The following is a 15766-nucleotide window of genomic DNA, read 5'->3' on the forward strand; positions in this document are numbered from 1 at the left end:
CCCCCCCAAAGCGCAGCAATTATCGCGATCGGAGCTGCCATGTTCAACGACCCACTTTCGTTGCCGCTTGTTCTGATCAACATTCTGGGCGTAGCCGGCATTGTTGTCTGGCATCTCCAGGGCCGTGACCGCCCGACTGCGCGGCTGATCGTCCAGATCCTCTTCTTTGCAGGCATGACCGCCGTCCTCGTTATGGCAGGCATCCTGCCTCATCGCGTTGAGGAGACGCAGCTTGTCGGCGTGATGGCATTCCTGTCCATCTCGGCAAGGGTATTGTGGTGGACACATCTGGCATGGACCCTCATCGGCTTCGTACGGATCTATATCGTTCTGGAAAAGAGGCCGCGGGAAGCGCGGCTGTTGCAGGATCTGATCGTTGCCGTCGTCTATCTCGGTGTCGCGCTGTCCATCCTGGGCTTCGTTTTCAAAGCGCCCATCGGCACCCTGGTGGCAACGTCGGGCGTGGTTGCCATCATCTTCGGCCTGGCGCTGCAAAATACGCTTGGCGACGTGTTCTCGGGGATCGCGCTGACATTGGGGCGGCCCTTTGCCATCGGTGACTGGATCTTGCTTGGCGACGGCACCGAGGGCCGCGTCATCGAGAACAACTGGCGCTCCACCTTTCTGCTCACCGGCGCTCACAATGTCGTCATTCTGCCCAATAGCGTGCTGGCGAAGGTGGGTCTTACCAACCTCAGCCGTCCCGATGAAACGCATCAGATCACGCTGCTTGTCCGGATCGCGGCAAACCATAGCCCGCAGCTTGTCGAGGAGGCGCTGCGAACCGCGTTGCAATCAAGCACGCGCATCGTCCAGGATCCACCGCCGATCGTCGCTCTCAAGGGGATCGATGCTGTCGCAATCGAGGCAGAATTGCAGTTTCGCGTGACCAGTCCAGCAAACAGGACGCCGGCGCGCAACGAAGTGATCGATCTCGTCCACAGCCACTGCCGGGAAAGCGGGCTCTCGCTCGCAATGCCCCCACAGAGCTATCTCTACGCATTGCCCGACGCAAGCGAGGTCAAGCTGCGATCAGCCAGCTCGCTCTAACACCCACTCGAAGCTGTTCTTCCAAAGGTCTTGCGGAATATCTCTCGCCAGGGTCTCGATCAGATCGGAAAAGCTGACGCTGCGCAATTTCTGGCGCCACGCTTCGTCAGCGTCCCACATGACGCGCGCCACCGCGCATGGACTGCTTTCGCAATAACCGTGAGGCCGACAGGGATTGTTGGCTCTGATGTTGTTGCAGACAAAGGTCTGCGCCTTGCCTTCGACTGCCTCGACGATGTCGAGAAAGGTCAGATCGGCGGGTGCTCTTGCCAGTCTGTAGCCGCCAGATGGGCCGAGCGTCGTATGAACGAGACCTGCTTGAGAAAGGCTCTGCAGCGCCTTCGAAAGATATTCCTTCGGAAGTCCGTGGAACTCGGCCAACGCCTTCGTCGACAGGTAACGGCCTTCGGGCAGACCGGCAAGTATGGCGCAACAATGCAGCGCCCATTCGACTTGGCTTTTCAGGATCATCATTTCCGTCCGAAAGGGTACCGAGCGGCACCTATTAAGGACAGAAAATATCCCTATTTCGTGGCAAAGTAAACGGGACAAGAAAGCAACAAGCGTCCAGGTCGCCAGCAATCAGCCAGCGACCAGCCGTGAAGCCCGGGACCGATCTGCTCCGGTATTCAGGCACCCCCGGGCTGCAACATGGAAGCAAAGAATGTGGACGGCACCAGCCTTGTCAGACCATCTCTCGCAATCGACGACCCGTTTCCTGCAGCAGCTTGAACGCCTGATATCGCCGATCGTGTTTGTCTCGAAGCGCCCCCGAAACAGGGCGATAGACCTTTGCAATACGCGACATGACAGCCATCGCGCTGGAAAGGTCCGGGTAGTGCCCGCCGGCGACCGCCCCGAGCATTGCAGCCCCAAGCAGCACCGGCTCAGGGCTTGTCACGCTGGCCACCTCCGTTGCCGTGGAATCCGCGATCATCTGCAGGACGAGGGGGCTGTTTGCCGCTCCACCACTGGCCATGATCAAGTCGATATCGATCGCCTTGTCGGCCAATGCGTCAAGCAGTTGCCGCAGCCCGCAGCCGAGACCTGCAAGGCCCGCCACGTAAAGTGCGACAAGCGAAGCCTCGCTTTCGTCGAGCGTCAATCCGGCGATCAGGGCTCGCGCATCAGGGTCGGCAAAGGGCGCCCGGTTGCCGAGAAATTCGGGCACGACGACAATGCCGTCGGCGAGGTCGGCAACACCATCCCCTGCGCGAGCGGCTGCTCGCTCCAGATAGCCGACGAGCGACAGTCCCTCCGCCTTGGCACGCGCCTCGATTGCGCCGGCGGCCGGGTGCATGCGCACCAGATAGTCGATCGCGGCGCCTGCCGCCGACTGTCCGCCCTCGTTCAGCCAGAGGCCTGGAACCATCGCGGAAAAATACGGACCCCAGACCCCGTCGACGAAGGTGGGTTGCCCTGTTGTCGCCATCGAGCAAGCCGAGGTCCCGAAAATATAGGCGAGCCGTCGGCCGATGTCGGCGCTTCGTTCTGTATCGATCTCACCTGCGCCCAGCGTTCCAATGCCTCCAGCATGCGCATCGATGAGCGCGGCGCCGACAGGCGTGCCGACCGGCAGGGCGAGATCGGCAGCCGCTTCGACGGAAAGCCCGGTGCCGAGCGCGACGCCCGGCGCGACAATATCCGTCCCGATCCGCCTGAATTCATCGGCGGCCAGATCCTCCAGGCCGATGGCCCGAAAATAGTCGGCGTCCCAACGCCCTTCATGGGCGAGATAGGTCCATTTGCAGGTCACCGTGCAGACCGATCGTGCCAGGCTTCCCGTGGCACGCCACGTCAGATAGTCGGAAAGGTCGAAGAAGTGGGCGGCCGCCTCGTATTGCTCGGGGAGGTGCCGCTTCAGCCACAGGAGTTTCGGGGTCTCCATCTCGGGCGAGATGCGGCCACCGACATAACGCAGCACCGCATGCCCGCCGTCGTTGATTTCGTCGGCTTCCGCGACCGCCCGGTGATCCATCCACACGATGATGTTTCTGTCGGGGTCACCGGAACGGCTGAGGCTGATCGGGGCTCCGCCCCTGCCGACAGCCACCAGCGAACAGGTGGCGTCGAAGCCGATGCCGGCGATCAAGGCCGGGTCGATGCCCGCATCTGCGACGGCCTGACGAACAGTGCCGGACACTGCCCGCCAGATATCCTCGCTGGACTGCTCCACGACACTGCCAGCCTCATGCCAGATGGCAATCGGCTGCTTGGCTGATGAGAGTAGATCACCGCTCTCGTTGAATACACCCGTGCGCGCGCTGCCGGTACCGACATCTATGCCGAGAAAATAGCGTGCCATGTCTAGAGATCCGTGCTGTGAGGCAAAATGACGAGGTCGCGAATTGTCACGTTGCGCGGTCGCGTCAGCATGAACATGACGGCGTCGGCCACTTCGCTGGCCTCCATCAGACCGCCTGCTGCGATGGTCTCCTCGAGCTTGGCCTTCGGCCAATCGCTGATCAGGGCGGTGACGACGGGGCCCGGCGCGACGGCGCCGACGCGGATGCCGTGCTTCATCACCTGTCGCCGAACAGTGTGAACAAACGCCTGCACGGCGAACTTGGAGGCAGTGTAGATCGGCTCCCAAACCACCGGAACCAGGCCCGCGATCGAGCTCGTCATGATGATGTCGCCGGTCTGCCGTTCAACCATATGCGGCAAGACGGCCTGAACGGAGCGAAAGGCAGCATTGACGTTCAAGTTCAGCATGCGATCCCAGGCATCGGGATCCCCTTCGACGACATCGCCGCCGATATAGGCACCGGCATTGGCGTGGAAGATGTCAAGCTTGCCGAACTTTTCCAGGATCTGCGGCATCATCGTTGCAACGCTTTGCGGGTTCGTCAGATCGATGACCAGCGGAAATGCCTGCGGGCCGAGTTCAGAGCAGATATTCCTCAGTGAATCCTCTGCCCGATCGATGAGAACGACACTGACGCCCTCGGTAAGCAGCGCCTTGGCGCATTCAAGGCCGATCCCCGAAGCCGCGCCGGTGACCGCTGCGACCTTTCCCGAAAGTTCCTGTCTCATAGCATTCCTTACCTTTTATCTTGGACCTTTATCTTGGGACCTTTTATCTTGGGTCTACGCGCGTCCGTGCGACACTCTTGAACGGCGTGCGAGTGAATCGACGATGACGGCAATGGCAAGAACGGCGCCCGTGATCATGTAGCGAAGCGACGACGACAGATCGAGCAGCGTCAGTCCGTTGGCGATCGACTGGATGACGATGATGCCGAGCAGGGCCGAATAGGCACTGCCGCGACCGCCAAACAGGCTGGTTCCGCCGATGACGGCAGCAGCGATGGCATTGAGGTTGACGTCGCCCGTTCCGGCCTGCTGGCTTGCCGATGCAAGACGAGCCGCAGACAGCACGCCACCCAGCGCAGCCAGTATCGAGCAGAGCATGAAGGCGCTCGTGTAGATCAGGCGGACATTGATGCCGGCACGGCGCGCAGCCTCGCGATTGCCGCCAACAGCTGTCATCGAGCGCCCCCACTTAGTCCGGGTCAGCGCGTAGCTCATGGCCACGACCAATCCCACGAAAAGGCCGAACATCCACGGAATGCCACGGTCCTGGTTGAGATAGAAGACGATAAGCTCCAGCACAACGGTGATGAGGATTGCACGCAAGACGAGGCTGCCGAGCGAGCGTGAGGACAGGCTTGCCTCACGTCGGCGAACGACGGTCCGGTAGCCGGTCACGAACAGCACGATCCCTGGGATGGCGGCGAGCACATAGGAAACAGGATCGGGCATGACGAGCAGCTGTCCGAAATTTACGACCGCCGAACCGTAAGGCAGGTTGATCGAGCCGGTCGCGCCGAGAAGATAGAGTTGCATGCCGAGAACCGCGAGCAACCCGGCCAGGGTCGAAACGAAGCTCGGCATTCCCAGGCGATTGAACAGCAATGCGTAGAGAGCCCCGATGAGGCCACCTGCGACAAGGGCGGCAAGGATCGCCAGGGCAACCGGCCAGCCTTCGTTGACCCACAGCATACCGACGAGTGCCGAGGCAAAACCGCTGATCGAGCCGACGGAAAGGTCGATCTCGCCGACCATCAGGATGCAGACTATGCCGAGCGAGATAACGCCAACCGTGGAAGCGTCGAACAAAAGGTTGACGAGATTGTTGGCCGAAAGGAAGATCGGATTGAGCGAGGCGAACACTGTCCAGATGAGAACCAGCCCGACGACAACAGGCAATGATCCAAGGTCGCCCGATCGCACGCGATCGGCGAAAGCCCGGACGGCGCCGCTGACGCCGGTTTCATGTTTGACGCGAACGTCGCTTCTATCCAGCAACGGCGCCGACGGCGCGTTCTGATTGGCGTTGCTGCTCATGGGCTGTCTCCATCAGTGATCTCCCGAGACAGCTGGCGTCGGCTTGCCCTGCGGGAGACGGAATTGTCGGCAGCTCCAGTGATGGCACTGACGAGTTCCTGGTTGGTTGCGTCGGGATAGAATATTCCATTGTTGCGACCGAGGCGCAGGACCACGATGCGGTCCGCCACGGCCCGGACGTCTTCCATGTTGTGGCTGATCATGATGACGCCGAGGCCACGGTCGCGGACCCGTTCGATGAGGTTCAGGACCTCCGCCGTCTGGGCCACGCCAAGTGCGGCCGTCGGTTCATCGAGCATGATGAGCTTCGGTTCCAGGAGCAGTGATCTGGCGATCGCCACCGTCTGGCGCTGACCACCGGAAAGCGAGGCGATCGGGATGCGAACGCTTGGGATGCGCGCCGAGAGTTCATTCAGAAGCTTCCAGGAACGCACCTCCATCGACACTTCGTCGAGCTGCAGCGGACTGGTCTCCCGGCCAAGGAAGATGTTGGCGACAACATCCAGATTTTCGCAAAGGGCGAGATCCTGAAACACCGTCGCAATGCCCAGATCAAGCGCGGTGCTGGGGTCGGAGAGCGTCACCGGCTTGCCTGCGAAGGTGACCGTGCCCGATGTCGGCTGGTGCACGCCGGCAAGAATTTTGACGAGCGTCGACTTTCCAGCACCATTGTCGCCGACCAGAGCCACGACCTCTCCCGCATGGACGTCGAGATCGATATCCGTCAGGGCCGACACGGCGCCGAAATTCTTGGAGACGCCACGCAGGCTGAGCACCAGCTCGCCGGTCGGCGGCGCGTCGTGTTGATTGTTCGTCATCGAGGCAAGCCTTTCCGTATTTTCACATGATACCTGCAATGAGCCCCCCGACGACAAGCGCCGGAGGGCCCTCGGGAGGAGCTGTCAGCTGCCAATGCCAAGCTTCTTGCAGCCTTCCGCGTAGCGGTCGCCGCAAAGCTGTTCGGGTGTCTGGATCGGCTTGCCGTTGACCGTCTTGTCGATGATTTCGGCCTTGAGGTTTTCGGCCGTCACGAGTGCCGGCGTGAACAACTGTGTCGGCGTGTCGAACAGCTTGGTATCGGCCTTCGGCGTTTCGCCGGCAAGCAATTGCATCGCGACGTTGGCCGCAGCGGCAGCAACGATCTCGCTCGGCTTGGAGATGGTGTTGTACTGGTCTCCGGCGATGATCAGCTGCAAGCCGGCAATCGTCGCATCATTGCCTGTCACTGGCGGGACCGGATCCACACCAGCCGCCTTGAAGGCGGCGACCGCTCCACCGCCGGTACCGTCATTTGCCGCCACGACGCCGATGATCTTCTTGCCGAAGCGCGTGATCTGGCCACTTGCCCACTGCTGAGCCTTCGGGGGCGCCCATTCCGGCGTGTCATATTCGGCCAGAACCTGGTATCCGCCCTCAGCGATGCCCGCATGGATGCCCTTCTTGATGAGGCCGGCGGCCGCGTCGGTCGGCGAGCCGTTGATTTCGAGCAGACCCCCATCTTCCGGCTTGACGTTGTTCTTCTTCAGATGCTCTACGAGCGATGCGGCAATCATCTTGCCGATCTCTTCATTGTTGAAGGAAACGTAGTAGTCGGCTGCTGCGGACGGGATCGGGCGGTCATAGGCGATGACCTTGACGCCCTGGCTCTGTGCCATCTTCACCAGCGAAGCAGCAGCGGTGGAATCGACCGGGTCAAGTATGATTGCCTTGGCACCCTGCGAAATCGCAGAGTTGAACTGCTGCTGCTGGCGCGATGCGTCGCCGTTGGCGTTCTGGTAGATTACCTTGCAGCCGGCGCAGAGCTTTGCCATTTCAGCCTGGAAGCCCGGGAAATCATGCTCTTCGTAACGTGTCGAGCTCTGGTCGGGCATCAGGAAGGCGACGGTCGCGTCCGTGACTTTGGCCGATTGTGCAAAAACGGACGTTCCACTGAGAAGGCCCAGCGCCAGAACCGCGGCGCCTGCGAGTTTCGTCGAAAGTTCAGTCATTTTCGGTTTCTCCATTGAAGAGATCGATTGTTGCGGTTACTGACTCAGACCCGTGGCTGGCCCGAGTTCGAAAGCGTACAGAGCCCCGGTCCGAAGCTGACGGTCAAAGACGGCAGCCGGCCGCACTTCTGAGCTGCACCTGTTTCCAGATTTGAAGACAAGCGATCCCTTGCGGAGGCCGCCACGGTCTCCGTTCGCACTCGCCCTCAATGTGTTCTGTCTCCTCCCTGTCCTCCTTGAGTTAGGCGGCCTCCACCGCTTTTTCGTTTTGTGCCCTCAGGGCTCGGAACCTCGAGGGCGGCATCCCTTTCTGCGCGAGAAAGTGCCTGTTGAAATTCGAAAGGTTGTTGAAACCCGATGCGTAGCAGATATCGATCACCGCCAACTCCTGGCTGCTCATCAGCAGCTGACAGGCGAGGTTGATGCGCAGGCGGTTGACATACTGAACCACCGAGAAGCCGGTATGCTTGCGAAACGACCTGGAAAATGCGCTCGGCGTCTGACCGGCAATCGCCGCCAGATCGGTCTCGGAAAACGGCTCGGTCAGGCGCTCGCGGATATATGCCAGCGCCTTGTTGGTACCGATCGACATGTAACCGGAGGGATCGGGCTGGTAATCGGATGTCGTGAGCGCGACGTGATTGCTGGCGCCGGTCAGGAGCTCGACGAGTTGCATGAAGAGTGCGATGCGACGGGCACCCACGGCCTCCAGCATTTCCTGCATGATCGGCTTTGCAAGTTGAGCCGTCTCGAGCGGGAAGAGCACGCCCCGACGGCTATCGGCAAGCACCGAGCGAAATCCCTTGAGCTCCGGAAGAATGGAAAGCAGGCCATCGATGAAGGCCTCGGAGAATTGCAGAACCAGGCATCGCTGCTCGATGCGCCTGTCGTCGACAACGTCGCTCACCCAGTTGTGTGGAAGGTTTGGGCCGGTCATGACAAAATTGCCCGGCTGGAAGTCACCGATGAAGTCGCCGACAAAATAGCAGCCGGATGTCTCGGTGATGAGGTGGATCTCGTATTCGGGATGAAAGTGCCACCGCACCGTATGATAGGGATATCCGTGCGACCACATCTTGAAGGACTCGCCGGATCGTATCTGGACGACTTCCAGATCGGGCTCTGATACATCCCGCATACGACAACCCCTCCCTGGGATCCATTCTGCTGCCAGGCCTTGAACGGAGGAGCTCTCCCGGCTCCATCCCGCGACCATGGAAGAAGTTTAGCCGGATGCGACAGGGGGCTCCACCACATTTGACCCCGCCGGCCGATACTTTTTTGTCATCCGATTTAGCGTTACCTAGATGCCCCCTGGCATATTTCCAGCTGAATCTGCTTTTGCCGCCGGCGACCGCGGCCGCTGTGGCGGGAGAGAATGCTCAGGCAGGGGAGACACGTTCACGTCACCCCCTCGGGCGAAGAGGACCACATGGTCACCGGCATATTGCTCGCCGTTGATCGGGCTCGCGATCCCTTGACGCGCACGAACGTCAAACCGGCTCAACCTGAAATGTCAGGCTCGAGCGTGCTCCGGGACGGCGGGCGCCTTGGTTGCCTCGCCCTCAAGCAACCGGTCCACGATCATCCGGCCGATCGGGATGGCCGAGGTTGCCGCGGGTGAGGGGGCATTGCAGACATGCAGCATTCGTTCGGTCTGCTTGAAGAGAAAATCATGGACCAGGCTTCCGTCGTCCATGACCGCCTGGGCGCGAATGCCAGCCTGTGGGCTCTGCAGGTCATCAATTGTCAGGGACGGGCAATATTTCCGGCATTCGGCAAGATAGCGGGCGCGCGATGCGGAATTGGCGAATTCTGAGATTGCCGAGCGCCAGTTCCTCCGTGCCATTCTCCAGAAGCCGGGAAATGTCGTCATACTGGCGACATCAGCGATCGCAAAGCTGCCCTTGGCATAGCCCTCGCGCGCAAAGCCAAGCACTGCGTTCGGGCCGACAGTCATGCCACCGTCGATCGTTCGCGTCAGGTGAATTCCGAGAAACGGCAGATCCGGATCGGGGATTGGATAGATCAGGCGCTGTGTGACCTTCGCCTTGGATGCCGGCAGTGCGTAGTATTCCCCTCGGAAAGGCACGATCCGATGGCTGATCTTCACGCCGGCCATCAATGCGATGCGGTCCGATTGGAGACCGGCGCAGGCTATCAGTCTTCTCGCTTCGACAGGACCGGACGCGCTTTCGACGCGCACGCCCTTCTCGTGTTCGTGAATGGCTCTGACTGCCGTTCCGCGCCTGATTTCGCCGCCTCCGGTCTCGATCGCCCGTGCCATGGCACGGCAGACAATTGCATAGTCGACGATCCCCGTGGAGTGGACGAGAAGGGCACCGAGACCCGCGATATTGGGCTCATCGGTTCTCAGTTGCGCCGTCGACAGCCGCGCATAATCGATGTCGTTTTGGCGCGCCCTGTCCTCAAGCGCCTCCATGCGCTGCATCTCCGCATGATCAGTCGCGACCAAAAGCTTCCCGCAGGTTTCGAAGGGGATGCGGTTCTCAGTGCAGAAGCGCTTCGTCGCCTCGGCACCCTCACGGCAGAGCTTTGCCTTCAGCGAACCGGGAGCATAGTAAATTCCGGCATGGATGACGCCACTGTTGTGGCCTGTCTGGTGTCTCGCAAGCTCGGGCTCCTTTTCCAGGATTACGATGCTGGCGCCCGGCATCCTTTCCTGCAACGCCATGGCGACCGCCAAACCGACGATGCCACCGCCAATGATACAATAATCATACATCTTGCTGCCCGACTCCGACTGCTGCCTGTTTGCAAGGCTAGCACTCGAGCGCCACGCCGTCTTGAAGTTCTTATGGCGTAACTTGCTCGTCAGGCGCGGGCATAGAGCGCGCGGTTCTTGTTGCTTGGGGGGCGCATGTCGACGCCATCGTCGCGGAAAATTGGCAAAGGGCGGCCGGGTTCTCACCGTCAGAACGAAAAGAACCCCGCTGAAGGAAGCGGGGTTGGAGTTTTTGAACCCCGGAAGTCGCGGTTTCAGGGGCAATAGAGCGTTAAGGCCTCGCGGGGAAGAAGATAAGCAAAGCCCAACCGCAAACGGATAGGGCGCCCGTTGGTTCCCATTTCTTTTAGAACCTCACCCGAGGCGGGCTTGTGACAGGAGGCCCCCCCGGCGGGGGTTGGCGCAAGGGAAGCCTCCTGTTACGGCGCACCTTCGGGACACCGGTCCCGAAAGCGCCCCACACTAAACCTTATTTACAGTCCTGCTAATATGATTTCTCGCCAGACCTGGACGAAAACGAACCAACTTCCCCATGTTGCGACCTCTTGTTTGTCAAGGAGAGTGCACTCAGTATTCCAATTAGATCTCTCGAGGTCGAAATGGCTGAATGGCATCTCCGCCTCGCCATGCGTTCGGGGCAAATCAGGTTCCGTTTGAAGTTACGGGCCACATCGGCGCCCGGCCAACGAGAACGGCCAGCGGTCGCCGCACAAATCCAAACCGCGCAGCATATGGACAAAGGGCCGAAGCCCGCGCCGTTCCAGCTCTTGAACGCTTCGTCGGCGCGGCGCCCCCTGCCAGAAGTCTATTTCTCGCGTGTCGACAGGACGTTGCGGATGGAAAAGCTGGAATTGATCCGCAGCACCCCAGGCAGGGAAGAAAGGATTTCCTTGTGTATTCGTTCGAAAGCGCCGGCACTCTCGACGTCAACGCGAAGCATGTAGTCGGACCCGCCCGTCATCAGGAAGCACTCGCGGATTTCCGGATACTTGCGCACGGCGGCTTCGAAGCGATTGAGGTATTCCTCCGTCTGACGCTCCAGTGTGATCTGGATGATGACCGCAATTGCTTCCTCACCCACGACATCAACTATGGCTGTATAACCTTTGATGATACCTGCCTTTTCCATCAAGCCTATACGGCGAAGGCAGGCAGAGGCGGACAGGCCGATCTCCTTGCCGAGGTCGACATTGGATATCCGGGAGTTCAGACGCAATTGCCGAATGATTTTCCTGTCGAGAGCATCAATCTCATACATTGTCGCCTCATCTATTCGCGCCCGCGGCGGTACCGCCTTCATCCAGCATCGATTGCGTCGGCAATCCATCGCATGGGATGTTCACCCCGAATAGAAGAGAATCGCTTCGTTTGGCAACGGCATGAAAAGCCGGAGACCATCGCCTCGTCTTCGCCCTGCAGCTGGCCCGCCCAGGAAAGATCAAAAGTCTGCCTGCTGAGGGCTTGGTGCCGATCCTGATGGCCAAACATGCCGGCCATGCCGCAACATCCGGTTGCCGCAATTTCGACCGGCGCGCCAAGAGCAGCAAGAACCCTCTTCCAGTCCATCAGGCTACCGCCAGCGCTTTCGCTGCAATGGACGAACAGCTTGCGTGGCAATCGCGCCGCGGTCAGCTTCGGCAGGGCGCGCCCCCGGGCGATTTCCTCGCTCAGGAACTCCTGGACAAGAAGGATAGGCTCCCCCGCCAGGCCGGCCTTCTTGTATTCCTGGCGGATCATCATGACGAAAGCCGGATCGACCCCCACCATCGCCCTGCCGGATCCGGCAACCTTGTCGATCGCCGACCTCAGCTTCCTGGCCTGCCTGATGAACCGGGTTCTGTCGCCGAGCACGTGGGCCGCCTTTCCCCCCGCCGACATCGCAACAAAAACAGGCCGGTAGCCAAACCGGCTAAGACCATCTGCGAGCGCCAGGGCTGCCTGTGTGTCGAAAAGCGCCGTAAACGGATCCTGCCAGATGAAGACCGTTTCCTCGTGCCATTGCCGTTTTGCGATCACTTCGGCGGAAAAGGTCTGATATCCGCCTCTGCCCACATCGTGAAATGCCAGTGAAGGAAGGTTGCGCAGACCAGACAGTGTCTCCATCAGCGGGTTGAACAGTCTTGCAAAAATCGCCGCGAATTTTCTGTGACGAACCAGAACCGGTGAATATTCTTCGAGCAACAGCGCTGCCTTGTCCGCCAGCGATCGTCGACGCTTCCGATAGAGCCGGTCGAGGAAATGCGATTTCATCTCGGGTATGTCGACCTGCACCGGGCAACTCGTCGCACAGGCCTTGCAGCCAAGGCATCCGTCGAGCGCGGCCAGGACATCATCCTCCAGTTCCTCGGTCGCATGGCCGCTCTGATGCATCTGGTGCCAATGTCTCAGCGCGTCGGCGCGGCCTTTCGGGGAATGGCGAAGGTCACGGGTCGCCTTGAACGAGGGGCACATGACGGTGCTGCGCTGATAGCTCAGACACTGCGCATTGCCGTTGCACTTGAACGCCAGGCTGAGAGGATCGCCGTCTTCGGTGTTGACGCTGCGGAACGGGGTTGACTCGATACCCATGAGGGCACCCGGTTCACCGACGAGCTTTCCCGGGTTGAAGCGATGCCGAGGGTCGAATGCCCGCTTGATGCGGCCAAACGCGTTGTAGGCCGTGGCGCCGACGAACTCCGCCAGATAGGCGCCACGCACGCCCTTGCCGTGTTCCCCCCAGAAGATGCCGCCATGCCTGCGCGTCAATTCGAACACGCCGTCCGAAATCGCCTTCATGATGGCCCTGTCTTCGTCGCGATTGATATTGAGGGCAGGGCGGATATGCAGGCAGCCAACGTCGACATGCCCATACATGCCAAAGTTCAAGCCGTTGGCGCTCAGCAGCCCCGTAAAATCCGTGACGAAGGCGGCAAGGTTTTCGACAGGCACCACGCAGTCCTCGACGAAAGCGATTGGCCGGCGCGTGCCGCCGACCTTGCCGAGCAACCCGACACTTGCCGCCCTGACCTGCCAGAGCGCAGCCATTTCGGTATCATCAACAGCCACGTGGCTTGCGATTGCGCCGGTAAGCGTCAGCGCGCTCTTGCGCAGGACTTCAACCTGCCGTGCGAGATCGGCTTCGTCGTCTCCGACGAACTCCACGAAATTATAGGCAATCGGCTGCCCGTCGCGAGCGCGAAGCCCGGCAGGCAGCGCCTGCAGAATTCCGGCTGTTTCGGCCAGGCCCTGGACCCATTCGTCCATGACTTCGATCGCCAGCGGATCATGCGCCAGAAGGGCACCGCCCGCATCGAGTGCCGCGGCAAATGTCTCGAAGCCGATGACGACCAGTCGCTTAAATTTCGGCTTCGGCAGCAGACGCAATCTTACCCGCGTGACGAGACCCAGGGTGCCTTCCGCGCCGATCGGTAGCCGCCACCATTCGAGATCGCCTCCAGGCGGTTTGGCCCGCTCGAGATCGTAACCCGTAAAACGCCGTGAAAGCGCCGGCACCTTTTCCAGCAGTGCTTCGCGACCCGACTGACAGGCCCCCTCGATCTCCAAGAGCATTGCATGAGCCCAATCGGGGGGCGGCGCGGCACTATCCAATGTCCGCCCGCCATCGAGAACGAGTTCCATTCCAAGGATATTGTCGCTGGTCTTGCCGTAGCGCCGCGACCCCTTGCCCGACGCATCCGTGCTTACCATGCCACCAATGGTGCAGCGGCTCGCCGTTGATGTCGTCGGCGCAAAGAAAAGACCGGTCGACGCAAGCTGCGCATTCAGTTCATCAAGAACGATGCCGGGCTCCACCTCTACCCACTGCTCTTCGACGTTCACCGCCAGTAGACGGTTCATGTACTTCTGAAAGTCTACGATGATGCCGGCATTCAGGCTCTGGCCGTTGGTGCCCGTGCCGCCACCGCGCGCGGTAACGGGAACGCCGCTGAGTGCATCAGTATCGAGGACACGCATCAGCCGTCGCACGTCCTCGGCATCGCGTGGGGCAACGACGATATCCGGCGCGATCGCATAGACGCTGTTGTCGGTGGACATGGCCGCGAGAAGTGCAGCATCACTTGCGACGTCGCCACGAAAACCAGTTTCCTTCAGAAGAGCAGGAAGTCGTTCAAGAGCAGTATGATAAAGGGGCTTCTTTATGTTCTGGTGCATTATCACTGTAACCCAGGGGCATCACGGAAAGGCATTGAACCATAAAGACGACGTTCGTATAATTAGAAAGATATGAAAATATTTTCGGAAAATACGAACTTGGGGCCTGCGCCATCCTCGAGCCTCGCTAACGGTTATGGAATCCGATCCGGTAAGCAATGATCTCAAACTCGCAAAACAATCATTCTGACCCGGGGTGAAAGATGATTCCAGAACCAGGGTGCCCTCTGCGTCCCGCCTCGACCAACCACCGCTGAACTGGAGCTATTTCTTCGATGAAGATATTTCCAGAAAACACGAACATTGGTTTGCGACACCTGAGGGCAGCGCTCACTGTAATGGATGAGGGGTCCTTCACCCGAGCTGCGCTGTTGCTTGGGGTCGTTCCCTCAGCCTTGACCGAAACAATTCGGACACTCGAAGCAGAGTGCCGGACGGCAATTTTTGACCGGAAATCTCGTCCGATACGAGCGACTGAAGCGGGTCAGGAATTCCTGGAGGGCGCACGCGATATTCTCGCTCGTTTTGAGCTTTCGCTCGCAAATGTGCGACAGGTAGGTGGTCTCAAGCGGGGGCGGGTGCTCATAGGCGCTGCGCCATCCGCCGTCCTTACTCCGCTTTCTGAAGCGATCATTAAATTCCGCTCAGATCATCCTGGGATCGACGTCATTGTTCACGACGACGTTGCCGAACGCCTAGCCAGTCTGGTTGTTGACGAAACGCTTGATTTCGCGTTGGCCGGGCCGGGGTTCAAGTCGGCCGAATTGCATGAAGAAAAGATCAGCGAAGATGCATTTGGTCTCGTTTGCCATAAAAGCCATCGCCTGGCCCAGTCTTCAGCTTTGGTCTTTCTGTCCGACATCGACCCAGATGACCTGATAGTCCTCGACGGGCAGGCCGGTATTGCGAGGATGCTCGCGGACTGCCCTGACCTGCCGCAACAGCTGACCGTCGGTCGCATTCAAACATTCAGCACCATCGCCCAGTTGACCTTGATCAGTCGCAATGCCGGCATAGCCCTGTTGCCACAGCAGGCTGCCGATGTCATCCAAAGTAACGAGATCGTCTTTCGCGAGATCGCTGACCTACACCTGGTGCGCTCGCTCTATCTCTTAACCCGCACTCGCTCGACTTTGCCGCCCGCGGCAAAGCGCTTTATCGCCTACCTCACTTAGCACCCTCTCACAGGACAAGCAGGATCTTGCCTAGATTTAGGACTTACTAATCAGAGCCAGACTGAAGACGCCGAGCCTGCTCCAGCGGATGAAGCGATTGTAAAGCATCTTGCAAGCACCGTATTCCTTTGGCGCGTCGCACCGGCGCAATCCGTTGCGAATGACCAAGATAGTGCCACTTACGATCTTACGGTCATCCACTCACGGAAGGCCGCGTGGAAAATAGGGCTTTATTCGGCGCATTTGCGCTTGGGATAACAGCATTATATCACTCATTGCAGCCCTCCTTGCACTGCAAGGAATCA

General features: G+C 59.9%; 12 protein-coding genes and 1 pseudogene. 2 read left to right on the forward strand and 11 right to left on the reverse strand.

Annotated features, from left to right (window positions below; translation table 11 throughout):
- The first annotated feature begins 39 nt into the window (after nt 1-39).
- Nucleotides 40-1050, forward strand: coding sequence for a mechanosensitive ion channel family protein (locus AC1DE4_RS21835; RefSeq protein ID WP_477882981.1), 1011 nt, complete (start codon nt 40-42; stop codon nt 1048-1050).
- Here AC1DE4_RS21835 and AC1DE4_RS21840 read toward each other — a convergent pair.
- From AC1DE4_RS21840 to AC1DE4_RS21885, 10 genes are all read right to left on the reverse strand, one after another.
- Nucleotides 1033-1521: an RrF2 family transcriptional regulator gene (locus tag AC1DE4_RS21840; protein ID WP_477883011.1), complete on the reverse strand. Its 489-nt coding sequence runs from the start codon at nt 1519-1521 to the stop codon at nt 1033-1035. The genes AC1DE4_RS21835 and AC1DE4_RS21840 overlap by 18 nt on opposite strands.
- A gap of 214 nt (nt 1522-1735) precedes the next feature.
- The gene (locus tag AC1DE4_RS21845) at nt 1736-3355 is read right to left on the reverse strand and encodes an FGGY-family carbohydrate kinase (protein ID WP_477882983.1); all 1620 of its coding nucleotides are present in this window, start codon (nt 3353-3355) and stop codon (nt 1736-1738) included.
- 2 nt (nt 3356-3357) lie between these two features.
- The gene (locus AC1DE4_RS21850; protein WP_169683468.1) at nt 3358-4086 is read right to left on the reverse strand and encodes an SDR family oxidoreductase; all 729 of its coding nucleotides are present in this window, start codon (nt 4084-4086) and stop codon (nt 3358-3360) included.
- 54 nt (nt 4087-4140) lie between these two features.
- Nucleotides 4141-5400, reverse strand: a complete 1260-nt coding sequence (locus AC1DE4_RS21855) for a sugar ABC transporter permease (RefSeq protein ID WP_018858412.1) — start codon at nt 5398-5400, stop codon at nt 4141-4143.
- Nucleotides 5397-6218, reverse strand: a complete 822-nt coding sequence (locus tag AC1DE4_RS21860; protein ID WP_062376113.1) for an ATP-binding cassette domain-containing protein — start codon at nt 6216-6218, stop codon at nt 5397-5399. The genes AC1DE4_RS21855 and AC1DE4_RS21860 overlap by 4 nt, the downstream gene beginning before the upstream one ends.
- 84 nt (nt 6219-6302) lie before the next feature.
- Complete coding sequence (locus AC1DE4_RS21865) at nt 6303-7388, reverse strand: ABC transporter substrate-binding protein (protein ID WP_112643212.1); 1086 nt, start codon at nt 7386-7388, stop codon at nt 6303-6305.
- 241 nt (nt 7389-7629) lie between these two features.
- Nucleotides 7630-8526, reverse strand: coding sequence for a helix-turn-helix domain-containing protein (locus AC1DE4_RS21870; RefSeq protein WP_025661294.1), 897 nt, complete (start codon nt 8524-8526; stop codon nt 7630-7632).
- Nucleotides 8527-8904: 378 nt separating this feature from the next.
- On the reverse strand, nt 8905-10134 hold the full coding sequence (lhgO, locus tag AC1DE4_RS21875) for an L-2-hydroxyglutarate oxidase (protein ID WP_477882986.1): 1230 nt from the start codon (nt 10132-10134) through the stop codon (nt 8905-8907).
- Between the two features lie 805 nt (nt 10135-10939).
- The gene (locus AC1DE4_RS21880) at nt 10940-11392 is read right to left on the reverse strand and encodes an Lrp/AsnC family transcriptional regulator (protein WP_477882988.1); all 453 of its coding nucleotides are present in this window, start codon (nt 11390-11392) and stop codon (nt 10940-10942) included.
- A gap of 38 nt (nt 11393-11430) precedes the next feature.
- A complete protein-coding gene (locus tag AC1DE4_RS21885; protein ID WP_477882990.1) occupies nt 11431-14286 on the reverse strand; it encodes an FAD-binding and (Fe-S)-binding domain-containing protein in 2856 nt (951 codons plus the stop codon).
- Nucleotides 14287-14561: 275 nt separating this feature from the next.
- Here AC1DE4_RS21885 and AC1DE4_RS21890 point away from each other — a divergent pair, with 275 nt between their 5' ends.
- A complete protein-coding gene (locus AC1DE4_RS21890; RefSeq protein ID WP_477882992.1) occupies nt 14562-15461 on the forward strand; it encodes a LysR family transcriptional regulator in 900 nt (299 codons plus the stop codon).
- Between the two features lie 60 nt (nt 15462-15521).
- Here the strand turns inward: AC1DE4_RS21890 and AC1DE4_RS21895 are convergent.
- Nucleotides 15522-15737 (reverse strand): annotated as a pseudogene (locus AC1DE4_RS21895) (transposase); the annotation flags it as partial.
- Nucleotides 15738-15766 lie beyond the last annotated feature (29 nt).

This window comes from Rhizobium sp. 10N414 (assembly GCF_056394785.1).

Excerpts from the sequence above, each read along its gene's own strand:
- AC1DE4_RS21835 (WP_477882981.1), top strand. The coding sequence starts at position 40 with ATGTTCAACGACCCACTTTCGTTGCCGCTTGTTCTGATCAACATTCTG.
- AC1DE4_RS21840 (WP_477883011.1), bottom strand. The coding sequence starts at position 1,521 with ATGATCCTGAAAAGCCAAGTCGAATGGGCGCTGCATTGTTGCGCCATA.
- AC1DE4_RS21845 (WP_477882983.1), bottom strand. The coding sequence starts at position 3,355 with ATGGCACGCTATTTTCTCGGCATAGATGTCGGTACCGGCAGCGCGCGC.
- AC1DE4_RS21850 (WP_169683468.1), bottom strand. The coding sequence starts at position 4,086 with ATGAGACAGGAACTTTCGGGAAAGGTCGCAGCGGTCACCGGCGCGGCT.
- AC1DE4_RS21855 (WP_018858412.1), bottom strand. The coding sequence starts at position 5,400 with ATGAGCAGCAACGCCAATCAGAACGCGCCGTCGGCGCCGTTGCTGGAT.
- AC1DE4_RS21860 (WP_062376113.1), bottom strand. The coding sequence starts at position 6,218 with ATGACGAACAATCAACACGACGCGCCGCCGACCGGCGAGCTGGTGCTC.
- AC1DE4_RS21865 (WP_112643212.1), bottom strand. The coding sequence starts at position 7,388 with ATGACTGAACTTTCGACGAAACTCGCAGGCGCCGCGGTTCTGGCGCTG.
- AC1DE4_RS21870 (WP_025661294.1), bottom strand. The coding sequence starts at position 8,526 with ATGCGGGATGTATCAGAGCCCGATCTGGAAGTCGTCCAGATACGATCC.
- lhgO (WP_477882986.1), bottom strand. The coding sequence starts at position 10,134 with ATGTATGATTATTGTATCATTGGCGGTGGCATCGTCGGTTTGGCGGTC.
- AC1DE4_RS21880 (WP_477882988.1), bottom strand. The coding sequence starts at position 11,392 with ATGTATGAGATTGATGCTCTCGACAGGAAAATCATTCGGCAATTGCGT.
- AC1DE4_RS21885 (WP_477882990.1), bottom strand. The coding sequence starts at position 14,286 with ATGCACCAGAACATAAAGAAGCCCCTTTATCATACTGCTCTTGAACGA.
- AC1DE4_RS21890 (WP_477882992.1), top strand. The coding sequence starts at position 14,562 with ATGAAGATATTTCCAGAAAACACGAACATTGGTTTGCGACACCTGAGG.